18 protein-coding genes are annotated in these 22,440 nt (G+C 69.3%); 7 read left to right on the top strand and 11 right to left on the bottom strand.

Going from position 1 to position 22,440, the window contains the following annotated elements:
- Positions 1–29: 29 nt before the first annotated feature.
- The 4 genes from ABT116_RS06990 to ABT116_RS06975 all read right to left on the bottom strand — a co-directional run bounded on the left by ABT116_RS06990 (position 30) and on the right by ABT116_RS06975 (position 3,612).
- On the bottom strand, positions 30–995 hold the full coding sequence (locus ABT116_RS06990; protein WP_351628917.1) for a hypothetical protein: 966 nt from the start codon (positions 993–995) through the stop codon (positions 30–32).
- Positions 995–1,669, bottom strand: a complete 675-nt coding sequence (locus ABT116_RS06985) for an RNA polymerase sigma factor (RefSeq protein WP_350699951.1) — start codon at positions 1,667–1,669, stop codon at positions 995–997. Before ABT116_RS06985 ends, ABT116_RS06990 begins: the two co-directional genes overlap by 1 nt.
- A 381-nt stretch (positions 1,670–2,050) precedes the next feature.
- Positions 2,051–2,854 carry a hypothetical protein gene (locus ABT116_RS06980; protein WP_351628913.1) on the bottom strand — a complete coding sequence of 268 codons (804 nt, stop codon included), beginning with the start codon at positions 2,852–2,854 and terminating at the stop codon, positions 2,051–2,053.
- A gap of 140 nt (positions 2,855–2,994) precedes the next feature.
- Positions 2,995–3,612, bottom strand: coding sequence for an RNA polymerase sigma factor (locus ABT116_RS06975; protein ID WP_351628911.1), 618 nt, complete (start codon positions 3,610–3,612; stop codon positions 2,995–2,997).
- A gap of 215 nt (positions 3,613–3,827) precedes the next feature.
- Between ABT116_RS06975 and ABT116_RS06970 the strand changes: the two genes are divergently transcribed.
- Positions 3,828–5,036 carry a peptidoglycan recognition protein family protein gene (locus tag ABT116_RS06970; RefSeq protein WP_351628909.1) on the top strand — a complete coding sequence of 403 codons (1,209 nt, stop codon included), beginning with the start codon at positions 3,828–3,830 and terminating at the stop codon, positions 5,034–5,036.
- A gap of 1 nt (position 5,037) precedes the next feature.
- On the opposite strand, the gene ABT116_RS06965 is transcribed toward ABT116_RS06970, so the two are convergent.
- The 4 genes from ABT116_RS06965 to ABT116_RS06950 form a co-directional block, all read right to left on the bottom strand.
- Positions 5,038–5,433 carry a hypothetical protein gene (locus ABT116_RS06965; RefSeq protein ID WP_351628907.1) on the bottom strand — a complete coding sequence of 132 codons (396 nt, stop codon included), beginning with the start codon at positions 5,431–5,433 and terminating at the stop codon, positions 5,038–5,040.
- Between the two features lie 153 nt (positions 5,434–5,586).
- On the bottom strand, positions 5,587–6,141 hold the full coding sequence (locus ABT116_RS06960; protein WP_351628905.1) for a hypothetical protein: 555 nt from the start codon (positions 6,139–6,141) through the stop codon (positions 5,587–5,589).
- 108 nt (positions 6,142–6,249) lie between these two features.
- Entirely contained in the window at positions 6,250–6,756 is a 507-nt protein-coding gene (locus ABT116_RS06955; protein WP_351628902.1) for a hypothetical protein, read from the bottom strand.
- A gap of 96 nt (positions 6,757–6,852) precedes the next feature.
- Positions 6,853–8,454: a beta-N-acetylhexosaminidase gene (locus ABT116_RS06950; protein ID WP_351628964.1), complete on the bottom strand. Its 1,602-nt coding sequence runs from the start codon at positions 8,452–8,454 to the stop codon at positions 6,853–6,855.
- A gap of 290 nt (positions 8,455–8,744) precedes the next feature.
- Between ABT116_RS06950 and ABT116_RS06945 the strand changes: the two genes are divergently transcribed.
- From ABT116_RS06945 to ABT116_RS06920, 6 genes are all read left to right on the top strand, one after another.
- The gene (locus ABT116_RS06945; RefSeq protein WP_351628899.1) at positions 8,745–9,218 is read left to right on the top strand and encodes a 2-oxo-4-hydroxy-4-carboxy-5-ureidoimidazoline decarboxylase; all 474 of its coding nucleotides are present in this window, start codon (positions 8,745–8,747) and stop codon (positions 9,216–9,218) included.
- Between the two features lie 247 nt (positions 9,219–9,465).
- A complete protein-coding gene (sdhC, locus tag ABT116_RS06940; RefSeq protein ID WP_031107855.1) occupies positions 9,466–9,846 on the top strand; it encodes a succinate dehydrogenase, cytochrome b556 subunit in 381 nt (126 codons plus the stop codon).
- Positions 9,847–9,851: 5 nt separating this feature from the next.
- Positions 9,852–10,334: a succinate dehydrogenase hydrophobic membrane anchor subunit gene (locus ABT116_RS06935; protein WP_031107857.1), complete on the top strand. Its 483-nt coding sequence runs from the start codon at positions 9,852–9,854 to the stop codon at positions 10,332–10,334.
- A gap of 19 nt (positions 10,335–10,353) precedes the next feature.
- The gene (gene sdhA / locus ABT116_RS06930) at positions 10,354–12,108 is read left to right on the top strand and encodes a succinate dehydrogenase flavoprotein subunit (protein ID WP_351628895.1); all 1,755 of its coding nucleotides are present in this window, start codon (positions 10,354–10,356) and stop codon (positions 12,106–12,108) included.
- Positions 12,108–12,887, top strand: a complete 780-nt coding sequence (locus ABT116_RS06925; RefSeq protein ID WP_030842154.1) for a succinate dehydrogenase iron-sulfur subunit — start codon at positions 12,108–12,110, stop codon at positions 12,885–12,887. Before sdhA ends, ABT116_RS06925 begins: the two co-directional genes overlap by 1 nt.
- 151 nt (positions 12,888–13,038) lie before the next feature.
- Positions 13,039–13,659 (top strand): Uma2 family endonuclease, encoded by a 621-nt coding sequence (locus ABT116_RS06920; RefSeq protein WP_351628892.1) that lies wholly within the window; start codon positions 13,039–13,041, stop codon positions 13,657–13,659.
- 399 nt (positions 13,660–14,058) lie between these two features.
- Here ABT116_RS06920 and ABT116_RS06915 read toward each other — a convergent pair whose 3' ends face one another.
- The 3 genes from ABT116_RS06915 to ABT116_RS06905 all read right to left on the bottom strand — a co-directional run bounded on the left by ABT116_RS06915 (position 14,059) and on the right by ABT116_RS06905 (position 22,416).
- Positions 14,059–14,286 (bottom strand): hypothetical protein, encoded by a 228-nt coding sequence (locus tag ABT116_RS06915; protein ID WP_351628890.1) that lies wholly within the window; start codon positions 14,284–14,286, stop codon positions 14,059–14,061.
- 234 nt (positions 14,287–14,520) lie between these two features.
- Positions 14,521–15,135: a hypothetical protein gene (locus ABT116_RS06910; protein ID WP_351628888.1), complete on the bottom strand. Its 615-nt coding sequence runs from the start codon at positions 15,133–15,135 to the stop codon at positions 14,521–14,523.
- A 6-nt stretch (positions 15,136–15,141) separates the two neighbouring features.
- A complete protein-coding gene (locus ABT116_RS06905; RefSeq protein WP_502983828.1) occupies positions 15,142–22,416 on the bottom strand; it encodes a polymorphic toxin-type HINT domain-containing protein in 7,275 nt (2,424 codons plus the stop codon).
- Between the last annotated feature and the right edge of the window lie 24 nt (positions 22,417–22,440).

Genomic DNA, 22,440 nt, shown 5'->3' with positions numbered 1-22,440 from the left:
CGGTCACGGTCCGCGTCGTCGCCATCGTCTCAACCTTTTCCGGCCCGCTTCTGGGACTTGGGGTCGGCCTGCCGGTCGGCCTGCCGCTCGGCCTTGTCCTGCTTCCGGTCCTGCTTGTGGTCATGCTTGCGGTCCTGCTGAAGGTCCCGGTCCTCGCCCTTGCCCCGGTGGTGTCCCTGGTCAGCGCGGTCGTCGTGCCGGCGCTCCTTCGAGCGGGGGCCGGCCGACGACAGGAGGCCCTTGCAGAACTTCCACACCCGCAGGTCGCCCGCCGCGTCCCGCAGGGCTCGCCTGCGGTCGGGGTCCGGCCGCTTTCCGTCGCGCAGGTCGCGGCAGGCCGCGGTGATCTCGCTGCGGTGGTCGCCGGAGCTGTCCTTCTTGTCGTCAGGCGCCGGAGCGGCGTCGTCGCCCTGCTCGTCCCGGCCCGGGGAAGGGGCGTCGTCAGGGGTGGAACCGCCCTGAACGGCGTCGCTCGGCGACGGCGACACCAGCGGGCGCTCCGGATGAGTGACGGGGGCCGAGACGGAGGCGCCGGGCTGGGGCTCGTCACCGCCGAACGGTGCCCTCAGGACTCCGGTTCCGGCCGCGAGGGCGACCCCGCCGGCCATGCCGACGGCCAGGGCGGCGGCCAGGGCAAGGCGTACGGGGCGGGCCCAGCGGGGCGGCCGGACGGTGCCGGTGCCGTCGTCGCCGGGGGTGCCGATCCGGACCAGCCCTGCGTCGGCGACCCGGGCGGCGGCCTGTCCGCCGGTGTCCGTACGGGCCGCGGCCGGGTCGGCGCGTTCCGCGCGGACCTTGCGGAAAGCGGCCACCGCGGCGGCCTCGCCGGGGAGTTCATCGCTGGTCAGCGGGGGTGCGGCGGACAGCGCGCCGAGGGTCCTGGCAAGGTGTTCGGCCTGCTCCCGGCCGGCGCCTTCGACAGCTCCGGGTGGCTCTCCGCTCAGCAAACGCTCCGCCGTTTCGCGGTCCAGCCACCTGTACTGCTCGTCGGCCATCACACATCCTTCTGCGTCCGCGCGACGCTGTGCGTCACACCTGCGGACGTCACCGCACCGCCGCGCGGTTCTCTCTGGGGTGGCAGGGCGTCGAGCACCCCGGCCGATTCCGGATCGGCCTGTGGGTCGTCGCCGAGCAGTTCGGCGAGCCGCTTCAGGCCCCGGTGCGCCGCCGTGCGGACCGCGCCCGGGCGCTTTCCGAGCGTCTCGGCGGCGGTCTTGGCGTCGAGCCCCACCACCACACGCAGCACGACCGCTTCGGCCTGGTCCTGCGGCAGCCGGGATATCAGGGAGAACGCGCCGTCCGTGGCGAGCGCCTCGATGGCCTCGCCGGCGGTGTCCGACTCGGCGGCCCGGCCGGTCAGCTCGGTCTCGTCACCGCCGATCGCGGGCCGGCGCCCGCGCATGCGTATGTGGTCCAGGGCGCGGTTGCGGGCGATCCGGGCGGCCCAGCCGCGGAACCGGTCCGCGTCGCCGGTGAACCGCTCCAGATCGCGGGCTATCTGAAGCCACGCCTCGGACGTCACGTCCTCGGCGTCGGGGTCGCCGACCAGCGTCCGTACGTACCCGAGCAGCCGCGGATGCACGGTGCGGTACACAGTCCGGAACGCGTCCTCGTCTCCGTCCTGTGCCGCGCGCACCGCGGCGGTCAGCTCCGCGTCGTCCCCCAGCACCGCACCCCTTATGCGCCTAAACCGGCGCCGCTTTCGCGGACCGGGTTCTCGCCGTCGTGGTTCCTCAATCAATGGTTGCGGTATCAACACCGCAGGTGGTTGCGGTGGTCTTGCCGCCTCCGCGTTGGCGCGAATGGCACGTTACGACCTGAAACCACTCCCCGTCCATGTCCGTCCAGGATGCAACTAAGCCGTGACGCGCAGGGGTGTGACAGAAAACGCACACCGGGCGCTGTAGGGAGTACGGGCCGCCGCGCGGCCCGTGCCGCGCGACGGCCGGGGCCTCTCCTGTGGGGGGTGGCGGCCTCGGCCGTTGCCATGGCGGGGAGCGGGGGGTTCGCGGCATCGCCCGGCCGTGACGGCCCGCGTTCGCGGAATCCCTTACGGGCGACGGCCGTTGGGCTGGGAGCGTTTGTCCTCGCTCCGGCTCTTGCCCGCGCCGGTGTCCGCGCTCTTGTCCGACTCGTTGTTCGATTCGTTGCGCGCGCCGGTGTTCGCGGTGGGTGTGACGTCGTCCTCGGCGGCATCGCCGTTCCCGGAGCCACCGCCCTTGCCCTGCGGCTCGTCCAGTTGTTCGGAACAGTACGCCGTGACGTTGCTCTCACCGCCCGCTGCGGCCACGAGACGCCGCCAGGCCGTCGCCTCCATCGCCTTGCCCCGTTGCCGGACCCCCTCGTAGGCGCGGCAGTGCGCCTCGGTGTCCTGGGCGGGGGACGGCCGCTCGGGGTGCGCCGGGCCCGAGCCGGGTCCCGCGCCGGTGCCGGGGCTGTGACTGCGGCTGCCGCTGGGAGGATGTCCCGCCGGGTCGCGCGGGGTGCTGCTCGGGGCGGGCCGGCGCTCCGGGGCGTCCTTCGTGCCCTCCTGCGGCGATCCCGCCACGCCGATCGCCGCCACGGCGACCCCGCCCAGCGTGAGACTGGCGAGCAGCACGGAGAGCGTCGTCTTCAGGGACCGCCCCAGGTGACGCCGCTCGCGGGCACGCCAGTCGTCCCGGCGGCGGGCGGGCGTGCGCAGGGCCCCGGCGTCCCGGGCGGCCCGGAAGGCGGCCACGGCCCGCTGCTCGGCCTCGGCGTCGACACCGTCCCGGACGAGGGAGGCGACGATCAGCGCCTCCACGCCGGAGTCGAGGAGGGCATGGCGGGAACCACGGCCGGAAAGCCCGCCGTCGTTCGGCCGTTCACCCATGTCCGTTTCCGTCCCTGCTCGATCCGTTCGATCCCAGTGCCACTCCGGCGTTGGGCCCCAGTACGTCCCGCCGGTCCGCCCTGTTCAGGGCGCCGGGTCCGCGTGACCCGGCCGGGCCGTCAGCGAAACCACCGGTTCCGCTACGTCGACTCACCCAGCGTCCGGGGAGCCTCATCCGTCACACTCCGCGCGCCCAGCTGCCCGGCGAGGCGTTTCAGACCCCGGTGGGCGGCCGTGCGTACGGCGCCCGGCCGCTTGCCCAGGACCCGCGCGGCGGCAGGGCCGTCGAGGCCGACCACGACCCGCAGCAGCACGGCCTCGGCCTGGTCCCGCGGCAACCCCCGCACCAGCTCCAGGGCGTGCGCGGTGGAGATGGCCTCCAGCGCCTGGTCGTGCGTGCTCTGCGGTCCGGGCAGGTCCAGGACGTCCTGCTCCAGCGCGGACGACCGGGGCCGTACCCGCTGCCGGCGCAGGTGGTCCAGCGCCCGGTGCCGGGCGATGGTGGCCGTCCAGCCGCGGAAGCCGGCCCCGTCGCCCCGGAACCGCCCGAGGTCCCGGGCGATCTCCAGCCAGGCGTCGGACGCCACGTCCTCCGCGTCGTCCCCGACCAGGCCGCGCAGATAGCCGAGCAGTCCGGGCTGCACGAACCGGTAGGCGGCCGCGAAGGCCGCCTCGTCACCCTGCTGGGCCCGCGCGACGGCCGCGCCCAGCTCCCCGTCGTACGCCTGCCCGCGCCGGGGTTCCGCTCCCTGACCCAAGTACCGTCCTCGTCCGTGCTGAGTGCGCGCCCTCCCACGGTGATCAGCGCCGGTCCGCGCGGAAATGTCACAGCGCGTCAGGCGCCGGGCCCGACGACCGTTCGGGTCAACCCGGCCCGCCGTCCTCGGGAGCCCGGCCCCGCAGAGGTTTCGGCCAAGTGACGTACCGGGGACCTCTGCTCGCGATGCCACCGCCCACGAAAGGCGAGCGCCGTATGACATCCCGCCTCCTGCGCACCGCCGTCGCCACCGCCCTGGCCCTCGGCGCCCTCGGCCTGACCCAGTCCGCCCGGGCCACCCCCTCGGACGGTGTGCAGACCGTCCGGGTGCCGGACGGCGACCCCCACGACCGGTCCCTCGCCCCGCGCACCACCGAGCCGTTCAGTCTGATCGGCATCACCTGGGACGACCCGGACGCGGTCCTCGACGGCACCGTCCAGGTGCGCACCCGCTCCCGGGGGAGCGGCGCGTGGACCGCGTGGCGCCCCCTGGACACCGAAGGCCGCACGCCCGAGACCGGCCCCGACCGCGACCGGGCCGGCGTGCGCGGCAGCACCCAGCCGCTGTGGACCGGGCCCTCGGACGGTGTCCAGGTGCGCGTGACGGGCTCGCGCCTGCCGGAGGGCCTGCGGGTCGAACTGGTCGACCCCGAGGCCGCGTCGGACGCCGTGCACACCGAGGCCGTCGAGCCGGACGTGGCCGGGCCGGCCGCCGGCCCGCTGTCGGCGCAGCGTCCCACCGTGACGTCGCGCTCCGCCTGGGGCGCCGACGAGTCCCTGGTGAAGGACCCGCCCACCCTGACGGGCGACACGAAGGCGATGTTCGTCCACCACACGGCGGGCACCAACGACTACACCTGCTCCCAGTCGGCGTCGATCGTGCGGGGCGTGTTCCTCTACCACGTGCAGAGCAACGGCTGGAACGACATCGGCTACCACTTCCTCGTCGACAAGTGCGGCACCGTCTTCGAGGGGCGTGCGGGCGGCATCGACAAGCCCGTCCTCGGCGCGCACACCTACGGGTTCAACACCGCCACCAGCAGCGTCTCGGTGCTCGGCGACTACTCCACGGCGGCCACGAACCCCGCGGTGCGCGAGTCGGTCGCGAAGGTCGCGGCATGGAAGCTCGGCCTCTACGGCATCGACCCGACCGGGTCGGTCGTGCTGACCTCCGGTGCCGACAACGGCAAGTACAAGCTGGGCCAGAAGGTCACGTTCCACCGCATCTCCGGCCACCGCGACGGCTATCCGACCGAGTGCCCCGGACAGAACCTCTACGACGACCTGCCCGAGATCCGCACTCTGGCCGCGAACGCCGCGAACGCCGCAACGACGGCCGTGCCCGCTGCCGAGCCGCCCGGCGGCCCCCTGGACGTGGACGAGGGCATGATCGAGGGTGTGATCGAGGGCGTCCGCGCCCGCTGACCTAACGCCGGGGCGCGGTGCTCATCGCGTCCCGGCACAGCAGCCGCAGCGATCCATGGCCGCCGTAGCACCGGCGGGCCTCGTCGATGGGGTCCCACAGGCGCCCGTCGGGGGTGCGGATCCAGTGGTCGCCGCCGGTCGCCCACCACTCGGCGCCGGTCTGACGCGCCATCACCTCACCCGCGTACGCGCCGAAGCCGCGCAGCACCTGCTGGACGGCCGCGTCGGGCGCTCCCTCCCGCCGTATCCCCTCGATCATCCGGTCGACGCTCCACAGGCTCTGCGCCGAGTAGTCGAGGCGCAGCCGTGCTCCCTCGCGCATCGTCGCCACTGTGTCCGCCGCCCATCGCAGCGGCTTCGCAGCCGCCGATGGCCTGGTCTCCGCTTGAGTCGTCACATCCCGGAAAGCGCTGCGGCGAAGCGTTTCGTCACCCGGAATCGGCGACTTCCCCGAAGCGGCGCAGGACCGCCCCACCTCACCCAAGGGACAGTCACAGGACTCTTCCAGGAACGGGGTTTAGGCCGGCCGGGCCGTCGGCGGCGCCGCCCCTCAGCCCCGCTGCCGGCTCCGGCGGGACACCACCGCGCGCAGGACCCGCCGCCCCTCGACCGACAACTCCAGGGCCCGGCGCAGCCCGGCCGGGCCATGCCCGGCCAGGACCTCCAGGACGGTGATCTGGCGGCGCAGTTCGGCGGCGACGAGGGGCGACATGCCCTCGGTACGGCCCTCGCGGCGGGAGTCGACGGACGAGGCCTCGTCCTCGGCGGTGTCCAGGAGCCGGTGGATCTGGAGGGAGGCGACGGAGCAGGCGTCGGCCCACACCCGGACGGCGGGGGCGGACCGCTCGGCGGGAGCGGCCTCGAGCATCCGGTGGGCGAGCACGGCCGCCTCGTCCCCGGCGCCGGCCGCGTCCAGCTTGCCGCGCGCCTGCTCCAGCCGCTCGCCCCACTCCTCGGCACCGGCGCCGTCGCTGAGACTGGCCCACACCGGCCTGAGGACCTCGTCGTCGCCGCCCAGCAGGGGCACGCACCGATCCAAACAAGCCAGGCCGCTCGCGGCCAGCCCGCGTTCGTCGGCCTGTGCGATCAACTCCACCAGGCTCATCCACGCCTCCCTCCGCGGGCCTTCTCCGGGGCCCGATCAGGCCGCTTCCAGCCTTCGCCCCTCACGGAACCCGCACTTCCCCTTACTGCGTGCAACGGGCCCGGAGTGTCACAGGGGCACCACGCCCAACCTGTCGAGGAAGCGGAACAGCAGGTTTTCGGCCTGGGGGTCAGGGTCTGAAGTGAGTACGTCCACCAGTGCGTCGGCGTTCACCTCGCGCCCGGCCTCGGCGGCCCAGCGCACGGCGTGCTCGGCGGCGTCGCGGGGGTCCAGGAAGTAGTCCTCCAGCGTGAGGCCCTCCCGGTCCGCCCCCAGGTACCCGGCCATCGCGGAGCGCGCCAGGCAGGTCGTCCACGCCCCGCTCTCCGGAGCCGCGGCCTCCAGCACGACGCACTCGCTGTTCATGACGTACCCGAAGAGCGCCGGCGCCCCGCTCTCCCGGGCCAGGGCGTTCATGTTCCCGATGTCGCCGTCGCTGCTCGGGTACTCCCACACCTGCCATCCGCCCGGCGCCGAGGCGCGCTGCGTCGGACCGTCCCCGGCCCCCGCCAGCGCGTCCAGCTCCGGCAGCGGCCGCTCCCCGCGGCCCACGACGAAGTATCCCCAATAGCCCATGTCCCGGTTCCCCCCGGCATATTCGATGCTGCTCGCGTCAGAAGACCACCACAGCCGTACGGGAGTTCGCAGCCGTATGGGCCAATTCGTGCCGGGTCAGCCGAGCCTGTCCGCCAGCGCCCGGAACTCCGTCCAGGACAGCTCCGGCTCGCCCGGGTCCCAGAGCTTCTGGACGGTCGCCCGCAGCGGCATCCGGATCCCGGCCGCCACCTGGTCCTCGGTCTGGGAGTTCGCGAGGTCGCACCACACCGCGAAGGACCCGCCGAGGATCTGCCCGTCGTAGCGAGCCGGGACGGCCGAGGTGCCGCGCAGCACCCGAGGCGTCCACTGCTCGTAGATCCGCTGCCCCGTCGGGTAGACGAAGGTCTGCGGCTCGCCGAGCACGTAGTACAGGAACTCGTCGTTGTAGTTGATCACCTTGCGGCCCGCCTGGAGGTACTCCAGCGGCGCCCGGGCGCCGATCTCCTTGCCGGTCCAGTAGGCGACCTGGATGTCCTTGGCGGCCTGGACGGAGGTGCCGCGGAAGAAGCCGTCGTTCCAGGCGCGCGGGACGCGCTGATGCCCCCGGACGGTGTCCGCCCGGTCGTTCAGCCAGCCGGTGGTGAGGTCGGCGACCGACGCGCCGGAGCCGTACTTCTCCCGGGCGGCGGCGGCCAGCTGCGGGAACGACGCCTCCGGGTTCGACCGGGTCAGTGCCTGGTACTCGTCACCGCCGAGGTGCCACGGCCCGCCGGGGAAGAGGTCCGCGTACTCGTTGAGCAGGTCGTCGACGATGTCGGCGCTCTCGGCCTTGGAGATGTCGATGGCACCCTGCACAGCCGACCCCTGCGCGCTGCGCAATTGCAGGTCGGGATGGGCGTCGAGGACCGCGCCGAGGTGCCCGGGCGAGTCGATCTCGGGCACGATCGTGATGTGCCGGCTCTGCGCGAGGTCGATGATCTTCCGCACCTGCGCCTTGGTCAGATGCTGCTGCGACACGATCTCGGGATGTGAGGAGGACTCGATCCGGAAGCCCTGGTCGTCGGAGAAGTGCAGCCCCAGCTGGTTGAACTTCAGATCGCCCAGTTCCCGGATGCGGTCCTCGATCCAGCCGGCCGTGAAGTACTTGCGCGCGATGTCCAGCATGAAGCCGCGCTGCGGCTTGGCCGGCTCGTCCTTCACCACGCCCTCGGGCGCCGTGCCGCCGTCGTGCGTCTCCTGCTTGAGCGTGCGGGTGCCGTAGAAGACGCCCGCGTCCGAAGGCCCGTTGATCTCCACCCGCCCGTCGCGCACGGTCATCACGTACGACTCCGGGTTCGCGCCCTCGTCGCCGTTCAGCGCCAGCCGCAGGTCCCCGGCCCGCTTGTCGTTCTTCTCGCCCGCGTACGCCATCCCCAGCTCGCCGGCGACCAGCCGCCCCTCGTCGGCCAGCGCCGGGTCGTCCACGACCACCCGGTTGCCCTTCTCGGGGCGCCAGCCCGGGCCGCGCGCCGGCTCGTGGTCGCGCACGGCGGGGATGGTGCGGGGTGCCTCGGACAGGGGGTAGGAGCGGGTCGGACTGGGGGTCGGGGCCGCCTTCGACGCCTGGTCCCCGGGCGCGGCCCCGGTGGCCTCCTGCGAGGATCTGGCCTGCGAACCGGTGGACCCGCCGTCGCCGCCCGAGGCCGCCCAGAGCCCGAGACTCACCCCGGCAGCGACCACGACCAGGGCTACAGCCATGGCCACGACCAGCACCTGCCGCTGTTTCTCCTGCTTCGCCGAAGTCCGGCGCCTGTGCTGACTCACTCAGCCAACCTAAAACCCCGGGCCGCCCGGCGCGCGTCCACCACGCGTGCCGAAACTCTCCCGCCCGAGTGAAATTCGTGCATCCTTCGGACACGTCACGGTCGTACTCGATAGCGTGACGTCACATCTCTCACAACTTGCCCTGCCGACACACGTGACGCCCACGAGGACCCACGCTGCCCGCGCACCATCTCCCAGATCTCCCCGGCCGACTCGCCATACCGGTGGAGCACTTCAACGCCGCCTCCGAGGAGGACCTGGAGCAGGCCCTCCTCTCCTGCCTGCGCAGCCTCCGCTGGGCCCGGCGCGTCGCGGACCACCGCCCCTACCCGGACCTGGACTCCCTGCTGGCCGCGGCGGACGAGGCGGCCTACGACCTGGCCTGGCCCGACCTCACGGAAGCGCTGACGGCCGAGCCCCTGCCCACGCTCCCGCCGGACACCTACTCCGCGGCCCACACCGCCCTCAGCGCGGCCCACGCCGCCTACGAAGCCCGGTTCGGGCATGTGTTCGTCATCTGCCTGGACGGCCTGTCCCCGTCGGAGACCCTGGACCGCCTCCTCGCCGCCATCCGGTCACGATTGACCAACGATCCCGAGGAGGAGCGCGCGGTCGTGGCCGACGAACTCCGCCGCTTGGCAAGCGTGCGGCTGGTCAGCGCCCTCAGGGGCGCGGGGCTGCAGTCGACCTGCGGCTAGCGCCGCGTGGGCGCGAGCAACCACTGACGACTCGCACCCGGCGTCCCAAAAACACCATCTGCCCCCTGGGCCGCACTAGCCCACCAGTACCTCTTTGCGTGCCAGTTTGATCACACCCCGGGACCCCGGCGCAGCCCCGCCGCAGCGCCTCGCTACGATGCTGGGGGCCGGTGGACCGTACCCGGCCGGGCCCGACCGACACACCAAGCCGGCGCGGCCCCAATCCCCGCTCCCGGAGGAAACTTCCGTGCCGGCTGGAACGCTGTACCGCGGCCGGGAAGGAATGTGGTCCTGGGTGGCTCACCGAGTCACCGGCGTCCTCATCTTCTTCTTCCTGTTCGTCCACGTACTGGACACCGCCCTCGTCCGCGTGTCCCCCGAGGCCTACGACACCGTCGTGGCCACGTACAAGACGCCGATCGTCGCGCTGCTGGAGTACGGCCTCGTCGCCGCCATCCTCTTCCACGCGCTCAACGGCCTGCGTGTCATCGCCGTCGACTTCTGGATCAAGGGCGCCCGGTACCAGAAGCAGATGCTCTGGACCGTCGTCGCCCTGTGGGTCGTGCTGATGCTCGGGGCGATCTACCCCGTCCTCGGCCACGCCGCTCGTGAACTGTTCGGGAGCTGACGCCAATGTCCACGACTGACAAGACCGCCGCCGGCGTCGGCCCCGTCGAGGGCGGCGCCGTCTACACCGTCGACAACCCGGCGCCCTTCATCGAGGCTCCGCGCCAGCGCACCAAGAAGACCCCGAAGAGCACCCGGGGCAACTTCGAGCTGGCGGCCTGGCTGTTCATGCGCCTGTCCGGCGTCGTGCTGGTCGTCCTCGTCCTCGGCCACCTGCTGATCCAGCTCGTGCTGGACGGCGGCGTCTCCAAGATCGGCTTCGCCTTCGTGGCGGGCCGCTGGGCGTCCCCGTTCTGGCAGGTCTGGGACCTGCTGATGCTGTGGCTCGCCATGCTGCACGGCGCCAACGGCCTGCGCACGGTCATCAACGACTACGCGGAGCGCGCGAACACCCGGCTGTGGCTCAAGGGCCTGCTCTACACCGCCACGGTGTTCACCATCCTGCTGGGCACGCTGGTGATCTTCACCTTCGACCCGAACATCCGCTAGGCACGGGGTTGCGAGAATCATGAAGATCCACAAGTACGACACCGTCATCGTCGGCGCCGGTGGCGCGGGCATGCGCGCGGCCATCGAGTCCACGAAGCGCAGCCGCACCGCCGTGCTGACCAAGCTGTACCCCACCCGCTCCCACACGGGCGCCGCGCAGGGCGGCATGGCCGCCGCGCTGGCCAACGTGGAGGAGGACAACTGGGAGTGGCACACCTTCGACACGGTCAAGGGCGGTGACTACCTGGTCGACCAGGACGCCGCCGAGATCCTGGCGAAGGAGGCCATCGACTCGGTCCTCGACCTGGAGAAGATGGGCCTGCCGTTCAACCGCACCCCGAACGGCACGATCGACCAGCGCCGCTTCGGCGGTCACAGCCGCAACCACGGCGAGGCCCCGGTCCGCCGCTCCTGCTACGCGGCCGACCGCACCGGCCACATGATCCTCCAGACGCTGTACCAGAACTGCGTCAAGGAGGGCGTGGAGTTCTTCAACGAGTTCTACGTCCTGGACCAGCTGATCACCGAGGTCGACGGCGTCAAGAAGTCGGCCGGTGTCGTGGCGTACGAGCTGGCGACCGGTGAGATCCACGTCTTCCAGGCGAAGTCCGTGGTCTACGCGTCCGGCGGCTGCGGCAAGTTCTTCAAGGTGACGTCGAACGCGCACACGCTGACCGGTGACGGCCAGGCGGCCGTCTACCGCCGCGGGCTGCCGCTGGAGGACATGGAGTTCTTCCAGTTCCACCCGACCGGCATCTGGCGCATGGGCATCCTGCTGACGGAGGGCGCCCGCGGTGAGGGCGGCATCCTCCGCAACAAGGACGGCGAGCGCTTCATGGAGAAGTACGCGCCGGTCATGAAGGACCTCGCGTCCCGTGACGTCGTGTCCCGCTCCATCTACACGGAGATCCGTGAGGGGCGCGGCTGCGGTCCCGAGGGCGACCACGTCTACCTCGACCTCACCCACCTCCCGCCGGAGCAGCTGGACGCAAAGCTGCCCGACATCACGGAGTTCGCCCGCACCTACCTCGGCATCGAGCCCTACACGGACCCGATCCCGATCCAGCCCACCGCGCACTACGCCATGGGCGGCATCCCGACCAACGTCGAGGGTGAGGTCCTGGCGGACAACACCACGGTCGTTCCGGGCCTGTACGCGGCCGGCGAGGTCGCCTGTGTCTCCGTCCACGGCGCCAACCGCCTCGGCACGAACTCCCTGCTGGACATCAACGTCTTCGGCAAGCGCGCGGGCATCGCCGCCGCCGAGTACGCGCAGAAGGCGGAGTTCGTCGAGCTGCCGGAGAACCCGGCGGAGCTCGTGATCGAGCAGGTGGAGCGGCTGCGCGACGCCACCGGCACCGAGCGGGTGGCGGAGCTGCGGCGTGAGCTGCAGGAGACCATGGACGCCAACGTCATGGTGTTCCGCACCGAGCAGACGATCAAGACGGCGGTCGAGAAGATCGCGGAGCTGCGCGAGCGGTACCGGAACGTCTCGATCCAGGACAAGGGCAAGCGGTTCAACACGGACCTGCTGGAGGCCATCGAGCTGGGCAACCTGCTCGACCTCGCCGAGGTCATGGCGGTCTCCGCGCTCGCCCGCAAGGAGTCCCGCGGCGGTCACTACCGCGAGGACTACCCGAACCGCGACGACGTCAACTTCATGCGGCACACCATGGCGTACCGCGAGGTCGGCGCCGACGGCTCCGAAACCGTCCGTCTCGACTACAAGCCGGTCGTCCAGACCCGCTACCAGCCGATGGAGCGTAAGTACTGATGGCTACCCCTGTTCTGGACAAGGAAGACGCGGCCGGCAAGCCCGAGCCCGGTTTCGCCGACTCCCCCTACATCACGGTCACCTTCCGCATCCGCCGGTTCAACCCGGAGGTCGCGGCGGAGGCGGTGTGGGAAGACTTCCAGGTGGAGATCGACCCCAAGGAGCGTGTCCTCGACGCCCTCCACAAGATCAAGTGGGACCTGGACGGCACCCTCACCTTCCGCCGCTCCTGCGCGCACGGCATCTGCGGCTCGGACGCCATGCGGATCAACGGCAAGAACCGCCTCGCCTGCAAGACGCTGATCAAGGACATCAACCCCGAGAAGCCGATCACGGTCGAGGCCATCAAGGGCCTCACGGTCCTGAAGGACCTCGTGGTCGACATGGAGCCGTTCTTCCAGGCGTACCGCGACGTCATGCCCTTCCTCATCACGAAGGACACGAACGAGCCGACGCGTGAGCGTTTCCAGACGGCCGAGGACCGCGAGCGCTTCGACGACACGACGAAGTGCATCCTGTGCGCGGCCTGCACCACGTCGTGCCCGGTCTTCTGGAACGACGGCCAGTACTTCGGCCCGGCCGCCATCGTCAACGCGCACCGCTTCATCTTCGACTCGCGTGACGAGGCGGGCGAGCAGCGCCTGGAGATCCTCAACGACCGCGACGGCGTGTGGCGCTGCCGCACGACCTTCAACTGCACGGACGCGTGCCCGCGCGGCATCGAGGTCACGAAGGCGATCGCCGAGGTGAAGCGGGCGCTGATCACGCGCCGCTACTGAGCGTTTGCCGCTTGCTCAAGAGGGCCCTGTCTCCGCTGGAGACGGGGCCCTTTGGCATATGCCACACCATCGGGTGAAGACGCTCTGAACGGCCCTGGAGGCCGGGCCCGGCCTACGAGGATGCTCTCGACACCAGTTCCGGAGGCACCTGATGTCCGCAGCTTCCGTCGAGCAGCCCTTCCACGAAGAAGAGCCGGTCACCCTGACGACCATCGCCTACGAGATCATGGAGCGCCATCCGGGCTACCGCGTCGAGATCATCGGAGGCCATCTCCTCGTGACCCCGTCCCGGGATGCACCTCATGCCCGAGCCCTGACCAAACTCATGCGCCCGTTCATCGCAGCGGGATTGGACGACGACGAGACCGAGGTTCTCCAGAACGTCGGACTCTGGCTCCCCACCGGCGCCGAGGACTACGCCATCCCCGACCTCGTGGTGGTGGACGCCGACATCGACGACCACCTCGTGGAGAACAACGCCTACGACCCGGCCTGCTTCCGTCTCGTCCTGGAAGTGACGTCCGGGAACTGGAAAGACGACCTCAAGACGAAGGTCGCCGCCTACGCCGAGGCGAGGGTCCCGGTCTACGCCATCGTGGACCGCAAGCACCAGCGCCTCCACGTCCTGACCGACCCGGTGGGAAGCGGCTACGAGAAGCACCGCCCGAACGCCCCCGGCGAGCTCATCACCCTCCCTGACTCCATCGGCGCGAAGGTGACCCTCGACGTGGCCGAGATCCTCAAGGCGGGTCAGGCGAGGACGAGCGACTGAAGCGCAGGGACCGGCGGCCTGTTCCAGCCACCTTCTCGACGGACTGCCCCAGCCTGGCCTAACCGCCTCTACCGACCAGAACGGCGACACGTCGGGCCGCGGATGGACGACATCGCGCTGAGCGAAAACCCCAAGTCGCGCGGTCCGCAAGTCGGGCTATGCAGCATCCGTAACAATCGGCGTTACGTCGAATTCCACTGGAACCTTGCCTCAAGTGACCCCCCAGACGGGATCACATTCCGCCGATCGAAGCCATTCATCAAATGACTCCACACCCTCACGAAACCACCACGAAGTGTGACTTTTTAGCGATTTCAATTCAGCATCGACCAGGTACCTGAATTCGAACTGAACCTGCGAGTACCCTTCATGTTCACCGTCAGCATCAACGGATTCCAGCTAACGCACGAAACCCACAGTGAATGCAGGTTCAGCGAACCAGTTAACTTCGCCGTACTGAAATAGAAAACCGTCAGAGTCTGCGCCGATGGGAACGTCGAAAGCGATCCGCTCGAAGCCGCGAACAGCCGCCATAACTTCTTGCACAGTCGGAATATCGCGACCCGATCCCACGTGCTGAATAATTTCTTGGGCCACGCTCAGTGCAGAGTCGATCGGGCGCTTCATCCACTATCCCCTCACTCAGTCCAGGACATCCATTGACGCCCTGGGCGATGCCCTCGACCCCGCCGACAACGACTCCAACGACCCACCCGCCGCAGCCGTCGTCCGCTGACGTTGCCGTCAGCGTTGCCGTCAAATGCCATAGGAGCCCCGCATGATCCATTTGGCGGGGCTCCTATTTCATGCGGGACGCAACTCATAGAGGGAAACCATAAGGTCGCGCCTCTTTATGATCACTCAGATCGGGATGTCGAGTCCTAGCGCCCTCGAATATCGACTCGCCCACCCTTTGGCCGACGCCAGAATGTCCATAGACCTTCCGTTCGACAAGCGAATCGGCCCTTGCTTCAGCTGTCCCTGAATTTGAGACTCCAAGTCCGGGGCCCCAATATCGCGCGCCAACACCAGAGCCTGCACGAGGCGAGCTGGATAGTTGGCCACGGGAAGCCAGGCATAGAGATTGCCCCGCTGTACATCTTCGGAAGAAGAAAGCAGCACACACAAGTCGGTGCGATCAGCTACGAACTGAGTCGCTCGCCCCAGCCCTTCCCGAAGAAACTCCTCCACCAAGGCGTCTACCGCCTGAGGCCACGGCATCTCGTTACTTGAGCTACGAATCGGTACAGACATACGCCCGTACTTCTCCAGAGCTGAGCCGAACTTGGCGTCCCCCACGTTCATGTGCCAGGCCAGCATGCCCGCAGCGTCCTTGGAGATCCACCCGAGGTACGCCAGATCCTCTGACTCCCACCGCACTTCACCCCGCCGCGACACCTCAGCCTCGGAAGGGACAACGCCGAGCTCCATGGCTGCACGCAACACAGCCGGTGCGGTCAGCGACTTAGCAGCCATCCAACATCACCACTTCGTCCATCTGCGAGACCCGTTGGGCACCCTTACGAGGTCGAACACTATCCCATCGGGCGTGTCACGATACGTCCACAGCTCACCGTAATCGGCACCCATTTCATTCATGTAGCGTCGCAACTGCCGAGTACCAGCCTTGATACCACTCTTAGTATTCGGCTTGAGCTCCACGGGGAATCCATCCGCAGTGAAGCCGTCTGGAATATTGCCCGGCGAGATTTGATGACCGCGCGAATATCCAAGGGAGTCCAAATGCTCTCCCCATTCGGGTCCATTATGGACTCTCGTCCCTCGTGAAGCAGCGGCACTATTCCCGGACTGGAGGTTCGTCGGGCATCCGCCAGAATTGTGAACGAGGACCGGCGTCTCGCCGGCCAGCACATAGTACGTATGCAGGTCCTCGACCGTCAGGTTGTACGTCCGGGCGTGCCTGGTGAACGGTCGGTTCCCCGTGACGATGACGGTGTCGCCGTCGTCGGTGAGGAGGGTCATGCCCGGCTTGAGGTCGCCCGCTTCGATCCAGTCCTGCTCGGACGGGGACCAGAAGGGGTGCTCGTGGGTGGCGGTGAGGCGGTCAACGCCATCCCGTGTGGCGATGGACAGCTCGTTGAAGTGCTTGTCTGCCTCAGTACGAATGAGCCGGGTCACCTTCCGGGGACCGGTCTCACCTGTGATCGGGTCGGTGGCTTGAACCAGGTCGCCGACCGCGACATCTTCGATGTCCTTGGTGGTGCCGTCCGCCATCAGAATGTCCGTGCCGGCCAGGAAACACCTAGCGCATCCGGCCGCCGCTCCCTTGGCAGCCCCGCCGGGGATGACAGCGTAGGGGAGTGTCTCCCACCGCTTACCGCGCTCGTAGGATTCGGCGTCGTCCTGGCATCTCTTGAAGTTCTGGAGACAGTAGTTCGCGGCTATGCGCTTGGCCTCTGCGACGTCGTCGCTCTTCAGGAGGAATCTGTACGCCAAGCGGCAGCCTTCCCGCCCGTAGCACACGTTGTTCGTGCCGCTTTCCTCGATGATGGGAGTTTGCCAATACGTTCCATCCGGGAAGCGGCCGTTCGGGCTGTAACCGTCGAAAAGGTCCAACAGCCGCTGGCGATTGTTCGTGACCGGAGTGTGTGTTTCCACCCAACCGGGTTTTTGCTTACAGCTGTAGTAGCAGCCCCCGGGACCCGTGCCGCCCCTGGGTACGCCGGGACCGTTCGGGTTCTGCGGGCCCGTTGGACCACCGTCGCGGCGCGGCTCGCTGTGGCCCGTTCCGTCATCGATCCACAGCCCGGTGGGGTCGGAGTGCGAAACCGGGCTGTTGTTGGCGTAGGCGTACCCGTTCATCTGGAGCGGGTCCGCTATGTCGATGATCGGGTCGGCTGAGAGGAAACGGCCCGAGATCTGGTCGTATTCGCGGGCGCCAATGTGCGTCAGGCCCGTGGCCGTGTCGTCGATGCCCACGCCCAAGTAGCTGCGCTTGTTGGGCCAGGCAGCCGGCTTGGTGCCACGGGTCTCGCCGTACGGTTTGAACGCGCGGCGGGTGACCGGCTGGCCGGTCGTGAGGTCGACCGAGGTGTTGGCCGTGCCCAAGTGGTCGCTGAGCAGCGTGCTGACCTTGTGGCCTGTGGTCGAGCCGTTGGTCGCGGTGCGGACCACCGTGGGGGCGCCGGGCTGTGCGTAGGAGCGGGACGCACGGGTGATCGTGCCCGACGCGTTAGTCGTCACCTCGGCGTCGCCCAGGTAGAGCGTCGAACCGGACCCGGAGTTCTCCAGCAGACGGTTGCCGTCGGCGTCGTAGACGTACGTCGTCTTCTTGCCGTCGTCCGTGATGGAGTCGAGCTTGTTCTCCGGCGTCCAGTCCAGGGTCTGTGTGGTGTTGTACAGGTCCCGGGCGGTGGTGTTGCCCGTGGCGTCGTACGTGTAGGCGCTGTCCTTGCCCGTCGGGGTGGAGCTGATCCACGTCATCGTGTGCGGCTGGGATTTGTACGACGTCGTGCCGCTGCCTGCGACCGTCTTGCCGTAGCCGTAGGAGTAGGTGAGGTCCTTCGTCGCGTCCGCCGGGTCGTGCTCCGTGAGCGTCGCGCGGTTGCCGAGCCAGTCGAAGGTGAAGGACTGGTTGTAGGCCGTCGTGCCCGCGGCCACCGTGTCCGGGGCGGGGGCCGCCGCTGCGAGCGTCGAAGCGAGGGAGTCGTCAGGGGTGGAGGCGTCCGACTCCGCATCGGCGGCGTCGGCGACCGGGCCCGAGGATGTCGCGTAGGTGGTGCGGTGGCCCCACGCGGTGCCGTTCGCCGACTTGCAGCCCGTGCCGCCGCCGGTCGGTTCGATCTTCGACGTCCAGGCGTGCGTCAGTTCGCCCATCACGTCGTAGGTGAAGCACTGGGTGTCCCACGTGCTGCCCGTCGCCTCGCTGAGCTTGCGTGCGTTGGAGGTGATGGTGCCGGTCGCGTCGTAGGAGTAGTAGCTGTCCGTGATGCGGTGCGGGCCCGCCGTCTCCCGGTCCGCCACGGTGCGCTGGAGGCGGCCGGTGTGCGGGTCCACGAAGTTGGTGGTCCAGACGCGGTTCGGCTGTGCGCCCGAGACCGTGCGCAGCACCTCCCCGTAGGGCGAATAGGTGGCGTCGGCGGTGTACCAGGTCAGGCCCGAGGTCGACTCGGGCATGCCGTCGCCGTTGTAACGCGTGACGACCTTCTCCTTGGCCAGGCCGCCGACGGCCGGCAGGGTCACCGACTGGGGCTTGCCCGTCGGGGTGTAGGTGTACGCGTAGGGGTAGGTTCCGGCGAGTCCCGTGGTCATCGCGTTGGCGGGGATGACCGTTTCGCTGCCGGTGACGCGGTATTCGGAGTCGTAGCCCGTGACGCGGTTGACGTAGTCACCGCTGCCGGTGTGCCGCTTGGACGATGCGGCTTGGCCGATACCGCCGGGGGCTTCGTCGTAGGTGTACTCCTTGACCGGGGTGGCGCCTGCCGATCCCTGCCGGACGTATCTGGGCCGTCCGAGGACGTCGTACTCGGTGAAGGTCTCCTGACCGCGCGCGTTGCGGACGCGGTTCGGCCGGTCCGCCGCGTCGTACCAGGTGTCCGTGGTCCCCGTGTCGGGGTCGGTGGCGGAGGTCACCCGGCCACGGGCGTCGTAGGTGTACGACCAGACGTTGCCGGCCGGGTCCGTGACCTTGTCGCGGTTGCCTCGGGCGTCGTAGCCGTACGTGGTGGTGCGGCCCGCGGTCGCGCTGGAGGCGTCCTGGGTGAAGTGCCTGACGGATGTGGTCCGGCCGAGGGCGTCGAAGTAGGTGCGTGTCCTCGGGGCAGTGGAACCGGGCGGGTTCACCGTCTTGCTGACGGCGTCGTAGAACGTGAAGGTCGCGTACTTGTAGCCGCCGCCCTGGTACACGGAGGCTCGGGCCTCGCGCTCCAGGCCGTCGTAGCGGTACTGGGTCCAGGACGGGATCAGCGACGTGGACCTGGGCCTGAAGAGCGTCGTGTCCGGTTCACCCTTGGCCAGGTAGGCGCCGGTCTTCTCAGCGACCAGGCCGTGGTCGTTGTATTTGGTGTCCGCGATGATCCGGCCGGGCCCGTGGGCCTCAGCCTGCTTCTGAACCTCGCGGGCCAGGCCGTCGTAAAGGGTGACTTCCTCGGCGTAGGAGCCGTCGTCCCTGAGTGTGCCGACGGTTACCGCGGCGGGCTTGTTCGTGCTGGATGTGGCGGTGGCCGGCTGATAGGCGACGACGACGTTCGGTGACTTTCCGCCGGCCGAGCGGGACGGGGTCCAGCCCTTCACCAGGCGGCCGAGGGCGTCATACTCGCTGCGTGTCGTTCGGCCGTTGGCGTCGGTGACCGTCAGTGGCAGACCCCGGCCGGGGTCGTACGTCGTGGTGATGGTGTGGCCCTTGGCGTTGATCGTCCTGGTCGTGGTGACCGGGCCACCGGTCTCGGGTGTGTATCCCGTCTCCGAGGTGCCCACGCCCGGCTTGGTGACGGTGCGGACGCGCCCGAGAGCGTCGTACGTGGTCGCGGTGGCGACCGAGTACGAGGTTCCCGTGCCGTCGGTCTCGGCCACGGTGGTGGGCATGCCCCTGGTCGGCGTCGCCCCATGAGCCAGCTTGTCGTAGCTGTACTGCCGGGCCGACTTCAGCTCGGTTGCCGGATCAGCGGTGGCGTAGCCGGCGCAGGACGTGCCGGTGGTGCGCTGTTCCTTGGGCAGGCCGATGAGCCAGGCAGTCGTGTTGTGCACGTAGGACGTCTTGCCGCAGCTCTGGTCCGAGAGGATCTCGGAGGAGCCGCTCGGCTTGACGACCGCTGTCTCCTCTTGGACGGGCAGGCCGTACGTGTCGTCGGGCGTGGTGAGGGTGCGGACGGCACGCCAACTCGATCCGACCTTCTGGATCTCGTCCGACCGTTTGGTGCCCGTGCGGTGGGCGAGCAGCGGATCGGCGGTCGTCGCGTCCTCGTTCTCACGGGAGCGGGACGCGGTTTCCTTGGACCACGGGAAGTTCAGCGTGCGCACGGAGACCTCGCCGCCCGAGTCGACATAGGCGATGGTCTCGGCGGTCATGCCCGCGTATTGCGGTTGGTCGTCCGCCAGCAGTGTGTACTTGCCCTCGGAGTCCTTGACCTCGCCGCCGGTGCCCAGGAAATAGCGCGTCACCGACTGGGACTGGGACTGGGGAACGCCCGGCTCGGAGCTGGTCCTGCTGCCCTTCCTGACCGTGACCTGCCGGTGCCCCCGCCAGTCGCTGTACGTCCGCAGGGCGGGACGCGTGAACTCGTCGTCGCTCTTGGCCCACGCCGGACCCGAATACGTGTACATCGTGACGGTCGGTTTGCTGTGCGAGGTGACTTTGTCGGTCTCGGTCACCGACGACACGACGTACTTGTTGAACCAGGACTTCGACGGCGTCTTCTCGTCACCGTCGGGTGACCAGCGCACCGGGTAGCAGGTGCCGTTGTTCTCACCCTTGTCCTCGGAGGGTTCGCCGGCGCACCCGCCGGTGTACTCGATCTCGATGTCTCCGCCGTATTCGGTGGAGACCGTTCCGATGCGGGGGCGGGTGAACGCAGGGCGCTGGTCGCTCTTGCCGGTGAGCACCAGGTTGGGCAGCTGGCGGTCCTTGAGCCGAGCACGCAGCGGCGACGAGGCTCCGACCGTGTAGGGGGCGAAGCTGATGCCGTCCTTCGACTGGAGGGTGCCGGTGGTGTCGCCCGGGCCGTAGCCGGTGCGGGTGATCGAGTTGAGCCAGAGCCCGGGTGACGTGTCGTACCAGTCCTCCGGGAAGGACTGGTGCAGCGTGTACGTGTCCACCTTGCCGAGGCCGGTCTGCCCGGGACGAGCCGCCCTCGTGGTCACCGTGTCCAGACGCAACTGCGTCCAGAAAGAAGGGAACGGCGGACACAGCTTGGACGTGGACTTGCAGTTGAGGTTGCCGGGGGTGTCCCACCACGGTCTGTAGGCGCCGGGATCGTCCGTCTTGGCGAAGTTCGCCGCGTCGCACGCCGACTCGGATCTCAGGCACCGCTGCTTCACGCCGAAGGTGACAGTGGCCGACGGTGTGGTGAGGGTGTCCGGGCGCAGGCCGTACTCGATCGAGGCGGGGTAGGCGTAGCGGTCGTACTGTTCCGGCGACTTGAACTTCTTGCGGACCGCGTAGTGGTTGGTCTCCTGCTTCCAGTTGACGATCATCGTGTTGCCGTTGACGTCGACGATCTTGTCGAGGCCCCATCGCCACGCCTGCCGCTTGCCGGAGCCGCAGCGCGAGTCGGCGAAGGCGTCGGCGTGGCACGGCTCTCCGGGGTGGTTGCCGAAGACCGGCACGGTGGAGACCGAGGAGGTGTCGGCGTGGCCTCCGCCGACGCTGTTCTGGCCGTAGTGGTACTTGGTGCCGTCGGTCGTGGTGACGACCCAGTACTCGCCGTTGTCGTCGCCGTTGCTGCCGCCGACGCGGTGCTCGACCCGGGTGCCGTCGTCCTGCTGGGGACGGTAGATCTCCGTGTCCTTCTCCGGGTCACTGCCCGAGCCCGCGTCCCGCACCAGCTCCGTCGTCCGGCCGTTGAGCGACATCACCGCGTTGTAGGACACCCAGCACAGGTCGGACGTCTTGTCCTTCTTGGCGGTGTTGTTGGGCGTGCCGGCCTTGAGCGCCTTGCGGTCGTCCTGGCAGGAGCGGTAGCGGCGCTCGATGTGGCCCGGGTCGTAGGACCAGCCCTCACCGATCCAGGAGGCCTGGGGCGAGGACACCGCGGTACGCCCGTCCACGGTCTGCGAGCTGTAGTTGAAGGAGATCGTCGGTGCGGGGCCGGCCGGTGGGCTCGGCACGGTCAGCGGATAGGACCAGTTGAAGGCGCCGGAGGAGCCGCCTGCCTCCCACTTTCCGTCGGAGGCGAGCGGCGTCGCCTTGAAGGTGCCGCCACCGCTGTTGCCGGAGTCGACCACGCCGACGACCGCGGTGCTTCCTGCGGCCGCCGCGGGAATCGCCGCGGATGCCCGCCGGTAGGACGCCTGCATCACACCGGACGAGCCGGACCGGGACGAAGGGGCGGCAACAGGTGTGACCATCCCGTCGGCCGCCGGGTCGACGGTCGCGGTGAGGGACTTGGCCGCCGTGTCGTTGGTCGTCTCCAGTTCCTCGTACGTCTGGCACGCCTCGTCGTCCGGCGTGGTCCAGTAGCAGTCGGGGAACGCGACGAAACGCAGGCGGGACGCCCAGTCCGCGCCGTAGAGGTTCTTGAACTTGGCGTAGTCCAGCTTGACGGAGACGGGCACCGAGCCGCTGTCGGGTGCCTGAACCAGCAGGAGGCCGCCTTCCACTCCCTGGGCGACCGCAGAGGACCTGTCCGGGATGGTGACCTGCCATGTGCCGGTCGGCGTCGGCTGGCCTGGGGCCTGCCCCAGGCTGACGGGCAGCGCCCCCACCGGATCGAGAGCTGCCGGCTCGGCGGTGGCGGCGGCCGTTCGGGCCGACGTGGGCGTCGTCGTCGACCCGAAGGTGACCGTGCCTGTCTGGTTGGAAGGCGGATTGATCGTGCCGGTCGGGGCGGCGAGCAGATCCTCGGGTATGTCGGCCTTCAGCGTGCTGAGGTGCCGGCTGAACTCTCCGCCCGGAACCGGCTCGTCACGTTCGAGTTCCTCAAGCGCCAGTGATTCGCGCCCGACTTCCTCCCTGGCCGGATCCGGGGGTAGGGCCAATGCCGGTGCGGGCAGCAGCCCCAGCAGCAGTGCGGCAGCGGTCACCGGCACGGCGGTCAGCGCCAGGCGAGGCTTGCGGGCATGCGAAGGTCGACCGAACACGGCGGGGCCCCCCGGACCACTGGA

This window comes from Streptomyces sp. NPDC002130, from assembly GCF_040296465.1.
In the GTDB taxonomy this organism is placed as follows: domain Bacteria; phylum Actinomycetota; class Actinomycetes; order Streptomycetales; family Streptomycetaceae; genus Streptomyces.
Note: the sequence above shows the minus strand (reverse complement) of the source record. Positions and strands in the feature narration are given on the sequence as shown.